Origin of the sequence: Maricaulis sp., assembly GCF_030149425.1 — a bacterium.
Taxonomy (GTDB): domain Bacteria; phylum Pseudomonadota; class Alphaproteobacteria; order Caulobacterales; family Maricaulaceae; genus Maricaulis.
This window is the reverse complement of the sequence record NZ_JASBRQ010000005.1, coordinates 1-14,694: the sequence shown is the minus strand read 5'-3', so window position 1 is coordinate 14,694 and position 14,694 is coordinate 1. Positions and strand designations below refer to the sequence as shown.

Annotated in this window: 17 protein-coding genes and 1 pseudogene; 15 read left to right on the top strand and 3 right to left on the bottom strand. The window is 60.9% G+C overall.

Annotation, left to right across the window (positions count from 1 at the left end; genetic code table 11):
- The first annotated feature begins 35 nt into the window (after positions 1-35).
- From Q1V57_RS01020 to Q1V57_RS00995, 6 genes are all read left to right on the top strand, one after another.
- Positions 36-614, top strand: a complete 579-nt coding sequence (locus tag Q1V57_RS01020; RefSeq protein WP_300526965.1) for a hypothetical protein — start codon at positions 36-38, stop codon at positions 612-614.
- On the top strand, positions 611-919 hold the full coding sequence (locus Q1V57_RS01015; RefSeq protein WP_300526964.1) for a hypothetical protein: 309 nt from the start codon (positions 611-613) through the stop codon (positions 917-919). Before Q1V57_RS01020 ends, Q1V57_RS01015 begins: the two co-directional genes overlap by 4 nt.
- A 76-nt stretch (positions 920-995) precedes the next feature.
- Positions 996-2,015, top strand: a complete 1,020-nt coding sequence (locus Q1V57_RS01010) for an aspartate-semialdehyde dehydrogenase (RefSeq protein WP_300526962.1) — start codon at positions 996-998, stop codon at positions 2,013-2,015.
- 23 nt (positions 2,016-2,038) lie between these two features.
- Positions 2,039-2,944, top strand: a complete 906-nt coding sequence (rarD, locus tag Q1V57_RS01005) for an EamA family transporter RarD (protein WP_300526961.1) — start codon at positions 2,039-2,041, stop codon at positions 2,942-2,944.
- Positions 2,945-2,999: 55 nt separating this feature from the next.
- Positions 3,000-3,962, top strand: a complete 963-nt coding sequence (locus Q1V57_RS01000) for an alpha/beta hydrolase (protein ID WP_300526959.1) — start codon at positions 3,000-3,002, stop codon at positions 3,960-3,962.
- 78 nt (positions 3,963-4,040) lie between these two features.
- Complete coding sequence (locus Q1V57_RS00995) at positions 4,041-4,472, top strand: hypothetical protein (protein ID WP_300526958.1); 432 nt, start codon at positions 4,041-4,043, stop codon at positions 4,470-4,472.
- Here the strand turns inward: Q1V57_RS00995 and Q1V57_RS00990 are convergent.
- On the bottom strand, positions 4,469-5,608 hold the full coding sequence (locus Q1V57_RS00990) for a serine hydrolase domain-containing protein (RefSeq protein WP_300526957.1): 1,140 nt from the start codon (positions 5,606-5,608) through the stop codon (positions 4,469-4,471). The two genes, Q1V57_RS00995 and Q1V57_RS00990, sit on opposite strands and share 4 nt — an antisense overlap.
- Positions 5,609-5,647: 39 nt before the next feature.
- Positions 5,648-6,514 (bottom strand): PfkB family carbohydrate kinase, encoded by an 867-nt coding sequence (locus Q1V57_RS00985; protein ID WP_300526956.1) that lies wholly within the window; start codon positions 6,512-6,514, stop codon positions 5,648-5,650.
- Positions 6,515-6,549: 35 nt separating this feature from the next.
- Between Q1V57_RS00985 and Q1V57_RS00980 the strand changes: the two genes are divergently transcribed.
- The 5 genes and pseudogenes from Q1V57_RS00980 to Q1V57_RS00965 all read left to right on the top strand — a co-directional run bounded on the left by Q1V57_RS00980 (position 6,550) and on the right by Q1V57_RS00965 (position 10,377).
- Positions 6,550-7,398, top strand: coding sequence for a CoA ester lyase (locus Q1V57_RS00980; protein ID WP_300526954.1), 849 nt, complete (start codon positions 6,550-6,552; stop codon positions 7,396-7,398).
- 86 nt (positions 7,399-7,484) lie between these two features.
- Positions 7,485-7,835, top strand: coding sequence for an arsenate reductase (glutaredoxin) (gene arsC, locus Q1V57_RS00975; protein WP_300526953.1), 351 nt, complete (start codon positions 7,485-7,487; stop codon positions 7,833-7,835).
- Positions 7,836-7,926: 91 nt separating this feature from the next.
- Positions 7,927-8,328, top strand: a pseudogene (locus tag Q1V57_RS15870) (GAF domain-containing protein); the annotation flags it as partial.
- A 230-nt stretch (positions 8,329-8,558) separates the two neighbouring features.
- Positions 8,559-9,995 (top strand): ATP-binding protein, encoded by a 1,437-nt coding sequence (locus tag Q1V57_RS00970; RefSeq protein WP_366145046.1) that lies wholly within the window; start codon positions 8,559-8,561, stop codon positions 9,993-9,995.
- Between the two features lie 28 nt (positions 9,996-10,023).
- The gene (locus tag Q1V57_RS00965) at positions 10,024-10,377 is read left to right on the top strand and encodes a hypothetical protein (RefSeq protein ID WP_300526952.1); all 354 of its coding nucleotides are present in this window, start codon (positions 10,024-10,026) and stop codon (positions 10,375-10,377) included.
- Here Q1V57_RS00965 and Q1V57_RS00960 read toward each other — a convergent pair.
- The gene (locus tag Q1V57_RS00960) at positions 10,361-11,269 is read right to left on the bottom strand and encodes a hydrogen peroxide-inducible genes activator (protein WP_300526951.1); all 909 of its coding nucleotides are present in this window, start codon (positions 11,267-11,269) and stop codon (positions 10,361-10,363) included. The two genes, Q1V57_RS00965 and Q1V57_RS00960, sit on opposite strands and share 17 nt — an antisense overlap.
- A gap of 126 nt (positions 11,270-11,395) precedes the next feature.
- Here Q1V57_RS00960 and Q1V57_RS00955 point away from each other — a divergent pair, with 126 nt between their 5' ends.
- The 4 genes from Q1V57_RS00955 to Q1V57_RS00940 all read left to right on the top strand — a co-directional run bounded on the left by Q1V57_RS00955 (position 11,396) and on the right by Q1V57_RS00940 (position 14,380).
- Positions 11,396-11,941 (top strand): peroxiredoxin, encoded by a 546-nt coding sequence (locus tag Q1V57_RS00955; RefSeq protein WP_300526950.1) that lies wholly within the window; start codon positions 11,396-11,398, stop codon positions 11,939-11,941.
- Between the two features lie 144 nt (positions 11,942-12,085).
- Positions 12,086-12,607, top strand: a complete 522-nt coding sequence (locus Q1V57_RS00950) for a carboxymuconolactone decarboxylase family protein (protein ID WP_300526948.1) — start codon at positions 12,086-12,088, stop codon at positions 12,605-12,607.
- Between the two features lie 199 nt (positions 12,608-12,806).
- On the top strand, positions 12,807-13,013 hold the full coding sequence (locus Q1V57_RS00945; protein ID WP_300526947.1) for a hypothetical protein: 207 nt from the start codon (positions 12,807-12,809) through the stop codon (positions 13,011-13,013).
- Positions 13,014-13,087: 74 nt separating this feature from the next.
- Positions 13,088-14,380, top strand: a complete 1,293-nt coding sequence (locus Q1V57_RS00940) for a dicarboxylate/amino acid:cation symporter (protein WP_300526946.1) — start codon at positions 13,088-13,090, stop codon at positions 14,378-14,380.
- Positions 14,381-14,694: the final 314 nt, after the last annotated feature.

The window sequence follows — 14,694 nt, the reverse complement described above, 5'->3', positions numbered from 1 at the left end:
CGAGAGCTGCCCATTCGCATTGACCGGATCTCAATATGACGCGTCACGATCGAAATCAGTATCTTCTTTCTGCCGCCGCGCTGGGCATGTCTGCCCTCGCCATGTTCTTTGCCTTCATGGAGATGCGGTCCTCTGACCGGCAGTTCGATGCCAGTGTGTGGCCCTATGTCGATCTGACCATCTCTCTGAGGGAAGATTTGATGGCTCTGGATGTGGCCAATAAGGGCATGGGGCCGGCTTTCATCCATGAATTCCGCCTGTCCCATCCCGAGCATGGCGAAATCGAGCCTTTGGAGCTGATGGAGTTGAGCGGTACGCGGGAGCTGATGTCCTCCTCCTCCACCACCTCGCTGACCCAATCGGTGATGTCGGTCGGCGACATCGTCAACGCTTTCCGCTTTGAAGGCGAAGGCATTGGCCCGGGCATGGCGACGCTGATCCGCGATCTGCAAATCGACATCTGCTACTGCGCGATCAATGGCGCCTGCTGGAATAACTCCGCAACGACCTCCTTCCGCACACCCGTCGCCCAGTGCAGCCTGCAGGAAAGCGACGCAGATCGCGCGCTGGACGCCTTCGGGGGCGATGCCGGCGAGACCGGGGACACGCCATGAGACGCCGCCGTCTGCTCGAACGCACCTTGCGGGCCCGCGAAAAACAGCGCGACCAGGACCGGCGCGGGCTCGACCCCGCCGCCATGATCCGCCTTGCCGGTTTCGGTGCGGCGCTGATCGTGTTCGTGGCGGTCTATATCGGTTTTCATCGCCAGGGCGATACATCCTTCGGCGGCTCCTGGGGGGTGATGGAACGACTGACCCGGCCGCTGATTTTCGGATCCAATGCACTGGAACTCATCGCCCTCCTGCTGGTCGGACTGATTGCCTGGCGAGCCTGGCGAAAGATGCAGGGCGGGAGCTAGCCCCAGCGCCCTTAAGTCGCTATCTCCGGGGTGAAACACGCGGCGGCTCATCGCCGCGTGAAGGAAGGACACATCTATGTCACTGAAAGTCGCCGTTTTCGGCGCCACCGGCGCTGTGGGTAAGGAAATCCTGGAAATTCTCGCCGAACGCCTGTTTCCGGCCGAAGAGGTCTTCGCCCTCGCCAGCCGTAAATCCATGGGCGTTGAAGTGTCCTATGGCGAGAAGGCCCTGACATGCAAAGACGCTGAAACGTTTGACTTTTCTCAAGTCGATCTCGTCCTGATGTCAGCAGGCGGCGATGTCTCCAAGAGCTGGGCTCCGAAAATCGCTGCAGCCGGCGCCATTGTCATCGACAATTCCTCGGCCTGGCGGACCGACCCGGACGTCCCGCTGATCGTACCCGAGGTCAATCCGGATGCGGTCGACGGTTTTGCCGCCAAGAAGATCATCGCCAACCCGAATTGCTCAACCATCCAGCTCATGGTCGCTCTCAAGCCGATCCACGACCGGGCCGGGATCAAGCGCGTGTCCTGTGCCACTTACCAGTCTGTGTCGGGCGCCGGCCAGGCAGCGATGGACGAGTTGTGGACGCAGACCAAGGGCATCTACGTCAATGACAGCGTCGACCCGGACGCTTTCACCAAGCAGATCGCCTTCAACGTCATCCCGCATATTGATGTGTTCATGGAAGACGGCGCCACCAAGGAAGAGTGGAAAATGGTGGTCGAGACCAAGAAAATCCTCGACCCATCGATCAAGCTTTTCGCCACCTGCGTGCGCGTACCGGTGTTTGTCGGCCACTCCATCGCCGCCCACCTTGAACTGGACAACGAGCTCAGCGCTGATGAGGCCCGCGATCTATTGCGGTCCAGCCCGGGCCTGCTGGTCGTCGATAAGCAGGATGATGAGGGCTATGTCACGCCGGTCGAAAGCGTCGGCGAATTCGCCACCTTCGTCTCTCGTGTCCGGGAAGACCCGACCGTCGAAAACGGCCTGGCGCTCTGGGTGGTGGCAGACAATCTGCGCAAAGGCGCCGCCCTCAACGCCGTGCAGATTGCCGAGCTGCTGCTCAACCGGGGTCACCTCAAAGCCTAGGCTTTGAGAGTGCAATCCCGGGGATGAGCGGAGCACCACAAACGGATATCCGGCCCGCCATGGCGGCGGGCCTGTCCGCTTACCTGCTCTGGGGTATTTCACCGCTCTTCTTCCAGCTCGTCGATTTCGCATCAGCGCTGGAAATCGTCATGCACCGGGTGATCTGGGCCGTGCCGCTCCTGGCCGGCGTGTTGTTTTTCGCCAGCAAGCAGCGGGAGATGTTCGAGGTCTTCCGCAATCGCAAAGCGCTCTACACGCTGATCCTCACAGCAGCCCTGATCTCGTGCAATTGGTGGGGCTTCATCTACGCCGTCACCAATGAGCAGGTTCTGCAGGCCTCCCTGGGCTATTACATCAACCCGCTGATGAGCGTGGCGGTGGGTGTCGTGATCCTGAGAGAACCCTTGGGGCGCTGGCGGATCGCAGCCATTGCCCTGGCGACTCTGGGAGTTCTGACCCTGATCATTGCCGGGGGCACGGTGCCCTGGCTGTCGCTTTTTCTCGCCAGCACCTTTACCGCCTATGGCTATCTGCGCAAGACGGTCGCGGTTGATGGCCGTATCGGCCTGTTCTGGGAGACCGTCTTCATCCTGCCCTTCGCCATGATAGGGCTGATCTGGCTGCATGCGCAGGGCGGCGGGCATTTCTTTGATGGCTGGCAGGAGGCTGCCCTGCTCTTTCTCGGCGGTGGTGTCACCATCGTGCCATTGCTGTTCTACATTATTGGTGCGCGCGGCCTGCGCCTGTCGACCATGGGCGTGATGCAATTCACGGCGCCGACCCTGCAATTCATCATCGGCGTGATCGGCGGCGAACCCTTCACGACCGTACACATGATCACGTTTGCGCTGATCTGGTCCGGCGTCGCGGCGTTCACCTGGAGCCAGGTGCGCCGGCAGCTCCGCCCGGGGCCGGCAGGCGGCGAGTAACCCGCTTGCGCGCGACCGCCAACAAGGCTCAACTGCGCAGCCCAATGGAGGCCCTATGACCGATTTTCCCGCTCCGACGCGCATCAAGACCAATGGTGTGACCCTGTCTGTGCATCTTGCCGGACCGGAGAATGGTCAACCACTGCTGCTGGCCCATGGCTGGCCGGAGATCGCCTATTCCTGGAAGAACCAGATCGAACCGCTGGCCAATGCGGGCTATCGGGTGATCGTGCCGGACTTGCGCGGTTTCGGCGCCTCGGATTGCCCGACCGATGTCGCCAGCTACACCATGGACACGCTGGTGGCTGACCTGACCGGCTTGCTGGACGCGCTGGGCCACGAAACGGCAGTGTTTGTCGGCCATGACTGGGGCGGCATTATCGTCTGGCACGCCGCCATGCTGGCCAAGGAGCGCGTCGCCGGCGTGATCGGCGTCAACACCCCGCACCTGCCGCGCGGCTCGGAACCGCCTACCGCCGCCTTCATGGAGATGGGCGGCCCCGACCACTACATCCTGCGCTTCCAGGAAGAAGGCTATGCCGAGGGCGTGTTCACCGGACGCGAAGACGACTTCTTCGCCTTCATGTTCGGGCGGCCGCCAACCGCCGACGAGCTGGAGGGTCTTTATCCCGGTATCACCCATATTCCGAAACTGTTCGGCGAGTTCACCGGCCGCAGCGAGGACCGCATCGTGGTCGGGCCGGAGGACCGGAAAGTCTATGCCGAGGCCTATCGAAAATCCGGCTTCGCCGGCGGTATCAACCTGTACCGCAACTTCGATAGCAATTGGGAACGAATGGGCGGCGTCGATCACCGCCTGGCCATGCCCTGCCTGATGGTGTCGGCGGATGCCGATTTCATGCTGCCGCCCAAGCTGGCCGCCTGGATGCCGGCCCTGTGCCGCGATGTCGAATTCAATACGCTCGAAGGCTGCGGGCACTGGACCATGTGGGAGCAACCCGACATGCTCAATGTCATCATGCTGGAATGGCTGACACGACGCTTCCCTGCACGTTAAGTTATTTACTTGCCCTGACGCATAGTTGCATTACGCTATAGAACTGCCTCAGCTTTTTCGGGGCGGCCGGGGGTGAGTATGGCACAGTATCAGTGGACTTTCCTTCCCGACGCCAATGTGGTGGAGCTGACCACGGCGGGACGGATTACGGTCGCTGGATTGTACCATTCAATGAGCGAGCTGCCGAACGACCCGCGCTGGCGGTCTGATACGCAATTACTCGCCAGCTTTGGCTTCGACACCGCCCTGACATCCATCCTGCCAACCGAGCTGATCGCCTATGGCGATACTTTCAAGGCCTGGAACCGGGCGCATCGCGTCAGCGCACACCCGCGCACGGCGATCGTCTGCCATGCAGCACTGGCCCTTTTTGTTGCCAGCCTGTGGAGCGCGCTCAATCCGAAAGACTGGATGGTTGAAACTCGGGTGATGTCGTCACGCGAAAAGGCTCTGGCCTGGCTGACAGAACCCCTGCCGGCTAAACAGGCACATCCTGAAGGCGTGGATTAGAGGCAGCTATAGGCTGCCTCGATCAAACGCACGGCGCGGGGATCCGCCGCCAGGTAATGCTGCTGCCGGTTCATCACATAAGCACCGGACATACGGTTCACCGGATCAGCAAAGGTGCACGACCCGCCCCAGCCGGAGTGGCCGACGGTTTCCGGCGTCGGACCGAATAAACGGGCATGCGAATTGCGCATCACACCGGCGCCCAAGGACAGGTCGAAGGGCAGAACCCGGTCCGGTCCGCTAACCCGTTCACGCATCAAGGCATCCAGCGTGGCTTCTGACAGGAAACGCTTACCGTCAAGCGTGCCGTCGAGAGCATAAACCGACATCAATCGGGCCAGGGCGCCCGCCGTTGCATGGGCATTGGCAGCGGGGAATTCGGCCTTGCGCCATTCCGCGGCACCGCGGCGGCCCGGCGAGGACCAGGGTTTGAGAAAAGCCAGCTCGGTGGCGCGATTCATTTCACCCAGATCGGGCAATTGTTTCGGCATGGCATGCTCGGCTGTACGCGCATGCTCTTCCTCGGGCAGACCAACATGGAAATCGATCCCCTTGGGACCACAGATATCCTCACGCAGGATGGCCCCGATGGAACGGCCATCGGTCCGGCGCGCCAGCGCATCAGCGATAAAGCCGAAGGTCACCGGATGATACCCAGATCCCTCACCCAGCGGCCAAAGCGGGACCTGGCGTGCCAGCCGGTCCTCAATCAGGGCAGCGTCGAACCAGTCTCCGGCATCCATTTCATCGGCTATGCCCGACAGGCCGGCCTGGTGCGAGAGCGCCTGGGCGACTGTGACGCGGGACTTCCCGCCTGCTGCAAATTCCGGCCAGTAATCCGCGACCGGCGCCTCGTAATCCAGCAGGCCGCGATCGACGAGCTTGGCGATGACCAGCGCCGCGATCGCCTTGCCGGAAGAATAGACCGGGATCAGGGTTTCCGCTGTCCAGGGCCGCGTTTTCTTGCGGTCGGCCCAGCCGGCGTGGATGTCGATGACGCGTTCGCCATCGACGCGCAGGGCAAATCCGGCGCCGATTTCGTCAAATTCGCGCCAATTGCTGGCAAACACATCACGCACATGCTCGAAGCCGGGCGCGACCGTTCCATGGATATCGGGAAGCGTGTCGGTACTCATGGCTCTGGGCTAGCCTGTTCCGCAGGCAGCTTCAAGCGGTCACAACGCCTGCGCTTCAAGTTCGATAAGCGGGGCGGCCAGAACATCGGTCGCAGCGACCAAGGGCAATTCCGGAGCATTCCATTCATTGGCGCGCATGACAACGCTGACGGTAGCGGCAGTGGCCTGCTCAAGCGCGGCTTTTGGCGGATCTCCGGCCAGTATCCGGGCAGCGAAACTCGCCGTCAGCAAGTCACCGGTCCCGTTTGGCGCTTTCGGCGAACGCGGGTGAGTGACCAGCCAGCCCTCTTCGGCGTCGACATACATCACCCCGATCTCGCCATGGCGCGGCAGCGAGCTGACCAGTACCGGTCGCTCCAGCGAATGAGCGGCCCGCACCATGGACGCCAGATCGGAGAGATTGCGACCGGTCAACTCTCCAAGTTCGAATGCATTGGGCGTTATCAGGTCGGCCCGGGGCAGTAATTGATCCTTGATCGCCGCTGCAATGGCTGGCGGAACATAAAGTCCGCCGGGCGCATCGCCCATGATCGGGTCGACAATGGTCAGGGGCTCACGCGTGAAGGCCTGAACCCCGCCATGCTGGCGCGGGGCCTTGCGGACCGCATCGATAACCGCCGCAGTGTCGAAAACCTGGCCGACATCAGCGAAATACCCGGTCAGGACAATATCGGTCAGGCTCAACAGGCCCTGATCGGCAATACCGGACAGAACACCCTGGAAAACATCGCCCTCGACCGTCCCGCCGCCGGGGTCTCCCCAGCCGGGATGGCGGCCGAACAGAACCGTCGGCACCAGCATGGTGTCGATCTTCGCGGCATTAAGCACGCGTTGGGCCACGCCGCCACCGACCATGGATCCGGCGACATGACTGGAAAGCAGAAGCGCCATCGGCATGGAATTCATGCTATAGCGCTTCGCTCAATCCCGGAAAGTCCCCCATGAAACGCCTGATCCGCTCTGCCCTGTTCGTTCCGGCCTCCAAGCCACGCGCCATCCAGAAGGCCGCGGGGCTGGGCGCCGACATGCTGATCCTTGATCTAGAAGATGCCGTCGGGCCGGAGGAAAAGAGCGAAGCGCGCGAGGCCGTCGACAAGGCATTGACCACCTGGGCGCCATCCGGGGCAATCCGTGCCGTGCGGATCAACGATCTCGATACGCCGTGGGGGGCCGACGATGTTCGCGCCGCCTGCCGGGCCGATGCCATTATCCTGCCGAAGGTCGACCAGGTCGGCAATTTGCACTCAGCCCGTCAGGCACTCAACTCACACGGCGTTTCAATTCCGATCTGGGCCATGATCGAAACCCCGCGTGCCCTGCTGAATCTGGCCGGCATCGCTTCGGCGACAGGCACCGGCCTCGCCGGACTGATCGCCGGCACCAATGACTTGTCCAAGGAGCTGCGCTGCCTCACCGACGCAGAGCGGCAGGCACTCCTGCCGCACCTGGTCCAGATTGTCTGCGCAGCGCGCGCAAACGGGCTTTATGCACTCGACGGGGTCTATAATCATTTTCTGGACCCGAAGGGTTTTCGCGCTGAAGCCGAACAGGGGCACCGTCTGGGCTTTGACGGCAAATCCCTGATCCATCCGAACCAGGTCGACCTGTCGCATCTCTATTTTGGTCCGACCTCGGCCGAGCTTGAACAGGCTGCTCGCATTGTTGCCGCCTTCGCCGCACCGGAAAACGCCGGGAAGGGCGTGATCTCGCTCGACGGGGACATGATCGAGCGCCTGCATCTCGAGGCCGCCCGGGCCCTGCTGGCGCATGGCAGTGACAATGATTCCTGAGGCTTGATTAGGCGCACCAAACGCAGGCGCAAGCTTGATTTGCGCCCCCGAAATCGGGTTTCATCTCGCCGATCGAAGGAAAAACAATGACGAAAACGATTATTTGGCACAATCCGCGCTGCTCGAAATCGCGCCAGACTTTGGCTTTGCTGGAAGCGCGCGGCGGTGAACTGGAAGTTCGCGAATACATGACCGACATGCCGAATATCGGCGAGTTGCGCGAGGTCATGGCCAAGCTGGGCTACACGTCGGCGCATGAATGGTTGCGCAAGAACGAAGCCGATTATCGTGAGCTGGGGCTGAAGGCGGTTGAGGATGAAGACGCCTTGCTCAATGCCATGACGCAATATCCCCGCCTGATTGAGCGTCCCGTCGTTATTCACGGTGACAAGGCCATGATTGGCCGCCCGCCGGAACAGGTCCTTGAGCTCTTCTGACACTTCGCCGCACCTTGCGGTTTAAATATTCATCGTTACCGCCTTCTGATTTCGCTATGCTTCAAGTCGAATCGGCTGTGGAGGCAGAGCGATGGACAGGTCGCTGAGTAGAGTCGCCAAGCGTTATCTTCGCGACATCGCATTGCGTCTCGTTGCCACGCCGGAATCGGTCTATTTGCAGGAGTTCGTGACCGCAGTCGGTGAAATCACCGGCGCGAACATGGTTCTGGTGAGCCGCATCCGCGGCCATGACGCCCCGGTGGAAGCCTACGCGGTCTATGACTCCAGCGGCCAGGCGACATCCTATAACTACCCGCTCCGCGGCACTCCTTGCGCAGAAGTATTCGAAGGCAATCGCCCATTCCTGCGAATCGGCGGATTGCAGCAGGCTTTCCCTGACGATCCGGATCTGGGGGAGTTCAACCTCAACTCCTATGTCGGCATGCCCCTCAATCATGCCGATGGCAAATGTTTTGGCCTGATTGCAGCACTTTGGTCGGATGCTCCTAGCGACCCGGAGGCTGTTCTCGAAGTCTTTCAGACCGTCGAGCCGCGCTTGGTTTCAAGCGCCTATGCCGTTGAACGGGCAAAGGGCCGGGAAGACGCGCTGCGACACGAGCTGGAGGTCGCATCAAAGCGCCTGGATATCGCCCTTGAGGCCTCGAAGATCGGTGTTTGGGACTATGACCTTCTCAACGACATCGTGTTCTGGGATGAGCGGCAATACCAGCTCTTCGGTCTGCCGCCGGACGGAAAATCCTCAGCTATGCCGACTGGGAAGCGACGCTGCATCCCGACGATGTCGACGCCTCCAATGCCGCGTTCCAGGAAGCCCTGGATGAGCGCAAACCCTTTTTCGCCGAGTTCCGGATCCTCCGGCCGGACGGCGAAATTCGCTGGCTGCGCGGCGCCGCCCGGGTCATGGAGGTCGACGGCCAGCCGGTGAAAATGATCGGCTGCAACTGGGACATCACGGAGGACATTCAGCTCCGCGAGCAATTGCAGGAGGAACGCGGGGCGGCGGAAGCCGCGAATGCCGCAAAATCTCAATTCCTGGCCAATATCAGCCATGAAATCCGCACCCCGCTCAATGGGGTGCTGGGCATGGCGCAATTGCTGCGCAAGTCCGACCTGTCCAACCGGCAAGAGTTCTACACCCAGACCATTCTCTCGTCCGGCGAGGTCTTGCTCAGCCTGATCGACGACGTGCTGGACATATCACGGATCGAGTCGGGCCGTGTCGATCTGGAGCGCAAGCCGTTCAAAATCAGCGACCTGGTGCATGCAGCAACAGACACGATCCGGGCTCAGGCCCAAGCCAAGGGTCTGGCTGTACATGTCGATATCGACAAGGCCGTCGACCGGACCGCGTCCGGCGATGAGAAGCGCATTCGGCAAGTCCTGGTCAATCTCGCCGGAAATGCCGTCAAATTCACCGATCAAGGCTCGGTGACGATCCGCGCCTTGGCAGGGTCCAGCAACCGGCTTCGCTTCGAGGTCATCGATACAGGTATCGGCATTCCCGCCGACAAGCGGGCGATATTGTTCGAACGCTTCACCCAGGCCGATACATCAAACACGCGGCAGCATGGCGGGGCCGGGTTGGGCCTGGCGATCTCACGGGAAATCATCAACCTGTATGATGGCGAGATCGGGTTTGACAGCACCCAGGGTGAGGGGTCCTGCTTCTGGTTTGAGCTCCCGCTGAGCTTCTGCCGCCCCAAAAAACCGGCAAAGCCGGCCGATCTGGTCAGCCTGCGCCCAAGAGGCGACAAGCAGGCCAATACCATTTTGGTCGTCGAGGACATTGCCCACAACAGAGACCTGCTGGTCGAAGCGCTGGAGCTCGATGGCTTCAAGGCGGTCACCGCAGAAAACGGTGCACTGGCGCTGGATATCTGGCGCGCGGGCGGGATCGACGCCATCCTTGTTGACCTGCAAATGCCTGTCCTGTCTGGCGATGAAGTGGTGCGCACCATCCGCGCGTCGAGAAAAGCGGACCGGAATGTGCCGATCTTCGCGGTCACAGCAGACGCCACAGAGGCCACACGGCTGCGTCTCGACGCGCTCGGAGTGGACGGACATTTTTCCAAGCCGGTGAACTTGAGCGATTTGATTGAAGGGCTAAAGTCGCGACTCAACCAAGTCGAACAGGTCTGATCTATTGGCCCAAACACTGATAGCCGTTGTGGACGATGATCCGATCGAAGTCGTGCTTTTGTCGGAGATTGGCAGCGAGGTTTCATCCGGCTGTGAATTCGTTGGCCACGCCACCATGCGCGACTTCATCGAAGCCGGCCCGGCCAAATATCCATTGGTTTTTCTGGATCGGCGGATTCCGCCCTATAACGACTATTCTGAAACCCTGCCGCAGCTGACCGAGGCCGGCTTCAATGGGCGGGTGGTGCTGATGACGGCCTATGACCCCGGCCTCGAGTTCGATGACTACCCGTTCGACATCCAGGGACCCATCGACAAGCTCAAACTGCTCGACCCGGAAACCCTCGGTCCGATCCTCGACGCCGTCAGCCCCGTTCGCTGACGGTCAGCAGCTTGCGGATTTCCTCACCGATCTGACGCGCCTCCTCCGAACGCGCAGACCCTTTGCGCCAGGCAATCCCGATCTCGCGGCCGGCGACCGGCGGATTGAACGACTTCACCACCAGGCCCATCTGATCGACCAGGCCGGCATCAACTGCCATTTTCGGCAACAAGGTCGCACCGAGACCGGACTTCACCATCTGCACCAGAGTATGCAGGCTGGTCGCGGCGAAATCGGACCGCGCCTCGCCAGCCGAGCACGCCGACAGCGCATGATCGCGCAGGCAGTGACCGTCCTCGAGCAGCATCAGGCTTTCACCGCGCAAATCCTCCGCCCCCAGCTTGTCCTGGTCAGCCAGCGGGTGTTCAGGCGCGCAGGCAAACAAGAACTCGTCTGAGCCGAGGGACACGCTTTCAATCATCGGCGCGTCATAGGGCAGGGCGATCAGTGCGGCATCCAGACGGCGCTCGCGCAAGGCTTCATAGAGCCGGGCGGTCAAATCCTCACGCAGGAAGAGTTCGAGACGGCCATAGTGCTCACGCAGCCGCGGCAGAACCCGCGGTAACAAGAAGGGCGCAATAGTCGGGATCACACCCAGCTTGAACGAGCCGGACAGCGGCTCGCCGGCGGCCTGTGCAGCGACCACGAGGTCCTCGGCTTCTGCCATGACACGCCGGGCCCGCTCGACCACAGCTGTACCGGCCGGTGTCAGTACCGCACCGCGCGCACCGCGCTCGACCAGGGTCGTCCCCAGTATCGTCTCGAGTTCCTTGATGGCTGCGCTCAGCGTCGGCTGGGTCACGTGAACCGCCTGCGCGGCGCGGCTGAAACTACCGTGCTCGGTCAGGGCGAGGAGGAATTGCAATTGGCGCAGAGTGGGGAGAGCGATCATGGTATAGACATGACCTATGGAGATCAAAAAAACAATCCATTTGATTAATTACGCACATCCCAGCATATCGCCGCCATCGCGTAATTGCGGTCCGTTCCGGGCCGCTTTTTTCTAACGGAGAATGTCATGCTGGGTATTGGCGAAAAACTGCCTGAATTTGAAATTGTTGGCGTAAAGCCGGGCTTCAACGCTCATGAAGAAAACGGCGAGTCGGCCTTTGAGCCGGTCAACCAGGACAGCTTTGAAGGCAAGTGGAAAGTCATCTTCTTCTATCCGAAGGACTTCACCTTCGTCTGCCCGACCGAGATCGTCGCCTTCGCTAACCTGGCCGAAGAGTTTGCCGATCGTGATGCAGTCGTCATGGGCGGCTCCTCGGACAATGAATTCTGTAAGCTGGCCTGGCGCCGCGAGCATCCGGACCTGGACAAGCTCGGCATGTGGCAGTTCGCTGACACCACCGGCTCCCTGATCGACAGCCTCGGCATCCGCTCCGAGGAAGGCGTTGCCTACCGCGCGACCTTCATCGTCGACCCGCACAATGTCATCCAGCACGTCTATGTCACCAACCTGAATGTCGGCCGCAACCCGGAAGACACGCTGCGCGTTCTCGATGCGCTGCAGACGGACGAGCTGTGCCCGTGCAACCGCCCGGTTGGCGGCGACACGCTCTAAGAGCTCCGAGAATGGGCGCTCCACTCCCCCCTTCGGAGCGTCCCGTAAAACCCCGGAACCCTACGGCCACCCCCGCTGGAACGGTTCCGGGGTTTATCGGCTGACTTTATTGCGATTGCGAGTTACTTGCGAAAGGACGATGCCATGAGCTTCGACGATTTGAAGAACCAGCTTCCTGAATACGCCAAGGACCTGAAGCTGAACCTGTCCTCCCTGGCCCGGGAGACCGAGCTGGACGATCAGAAAAAGTGGGGCACATTCCTCGCATCCGCCCACGCTGTCGGCGAGCCGACGACCCTTGCAGCGATCAAGGCCCAGGCTGAAGCCGTGCTGAGCCCGGAAGCGCTCAAGGCGGCCCAGGCCGCGTCCGCAATCATGGGCATGAACAATGTCTATTACCGTTTCGCGCACCTGGTGACGAACAAGGAATATTCGACCCTGCCGGCGAAGCTGCGGATGAACGTCATCGGCGCTCCGGGTGTCGAGAAAGCCGACTTCGAACTGTGGTCCATGGCCGTCTCGGCTATCAATGGTTGCGGCATGTGCATGGACGCCCACGAGGCTGAATTGCGCAAGCATGGTGTCACCGCGACCCAGGTTCAGGCCGCCGTCCGTATCGGCGCCGTAGTCAATGCCGTCGCCGCAGTCATGCGCGCAGAAGCATAAACCCGGTAATACACGGGTTCATGAAATTGTCATAAAGGCGTTCGTTAACGGCAGTTAACGGGCGCCTTGCGATGTCATAATTATTCCGTACAATGAGGGCATGTCACTTTTGGACAGAACCCTCGACCCGCTACCGCGGCGCGCCAAGCTTGAAGGCCGATCAACGCATTCTGCATTTGGTTGGTTTTCGAATGACACCGTGCGCAGCGCCCAAGGCTATGACGATGTCAGCTGGATCCGCCTGGCCAGTCCCGCCCTGGTTGCAGCGCTGCTGCTGGCATGGGCGGAATTCATGGCGGGCGCCGACAGTCAGATCCTCCTGCGCATCGCCGGCATTGTCGGCCTAGTGATGTCAGCCTGGGGCCTCAGCTCCCGCCTGGCCGGCCAGTTGCGCCGCAAAGATTGACCCTCCGGTCCTACCCACTAGTGTGCCACCCCGAATGTGATTGACGCGCGCAAGCCGCGTGAGAGGGGATTTCCATGAGCTGGTGGTTCAAGATTAAGCTGTGGCAGCGAGTGCTTGTTGCCCTGATCCTAGGGGTCGTCTTCGGCCTGCTGATTTCCAACACAATGGGTGAAGCAGGCGCGGTCTGGCTAGAGACCTGGGTCCGGCCTGTTGGCGCGCTGTTCATTGACCTCATCCGGATGCTGATCGTACCTCTGATCATGTTCACGCTCGTTTCTGGCGTGATCGCTATGGGTGACCCGGCTCGCCTCGGCTCGCTGGGCGCCAAAACGCTTATTCTTTATCTAGCGACGACATTCTTCGCCAACATCATTGGGCTGATTGTCGGCACGATTATGCGGCCAGGCGAAGGTATTGATTTTGGGACCACCGACCCCGCCCCCGTGCCAGACGCATCGGGGGGCATTTTCGATGCCATCCTCACCGCACTCGGAACATTCCTGAACATAGTTCCGGATAATATCGTCGCTGCCCTGGCAGACGGTGATGTTCTTGCGATCATTCTTGTTGCCCTGCTGATCGGCGCAGCGGTTCTGGCAACTCGCTCCGAAGGGGCGTCCTTCGGCGCTTTCTTCGAATCCGGATCGTCGGTTTTCCTCAAGATCACTCACTGGGTTATGGAAATCGCGCCTTTCGGGGTGTTTGCGCTCGTGTCGCATACGGTCGCCACGCAGGGACTCGAAACACTTCAAGCTATCCTGACCCTGATCGGCGCTGTCTATTTGGGTCTGATCATTCACATGGTCATAACGTACGGTTTCCTGGTTCGCTTTGTGCTCAATCTGCCGCTCATTCGCTTTTTCCGCGGCATCCTTGACGCACAGGCCGTCGCATATTCCACAGCGTCTTCTTCCGCGACGCTGCCGGTGACGATCACCAACGCCACGGACAACCTCGGCATCAAGAAGCCTGTCGCTGGCTCCGTGTTGCCGCTCGGTGCAACCATCAATATGGATGGCACCGCGCTCTACTTGGGAATCCTGGCACTGTTTACCGCCCAGGCCTTCGGCTATGAGCTGACGCTCGCGAACTACATTCTGATCGCAGTCACCGCCGCAGCAGTCTCGATCGGCGCTGCCGGAATCCCATCAGCCTCGCTCTTCCTGCTCGCTACGGTTCTGAACACCTTCGGCGTTTCAGTAGAGCATCAAGCGCTTATTCTCGGCCTGATCCTCCCGGTCGACCGCATCATGGATATGGCCCGCACGGCTGTGAATGTGACCGGTGACGCCGCTGTCGCGACCGCGGTGGCGAAGTGGGAAGGCGAGCTGGACGAGGAAACTTTCAAGACGCCGGCGGTTATCTGACGGCCGACATCCCGACGGGCGACGCGGCCAAGGCCGGCTACAGCCTGTTTCATATCTGATTGTGCGGCGAGCCGAGGGATCACCCGGCTCGCCGCATTGCTTTCGGATTGCCTCGCCCTTCGTGAGTGCTTTCAAGACCCGCACTGAGACCGGCAGACTAAAATTATGCAGCGCCGGTGATCCAGCCGAAAACCCGCCCCGTATACCGTCATGTTCCGAGCAAGGAGTGGCGGTATGCCCCCGACTATCCGCCTTATCGTCCTTGCACCCTCATTGGTCCTGGTCGCCCTTATTGCCTGGGCGATCAGGACTGG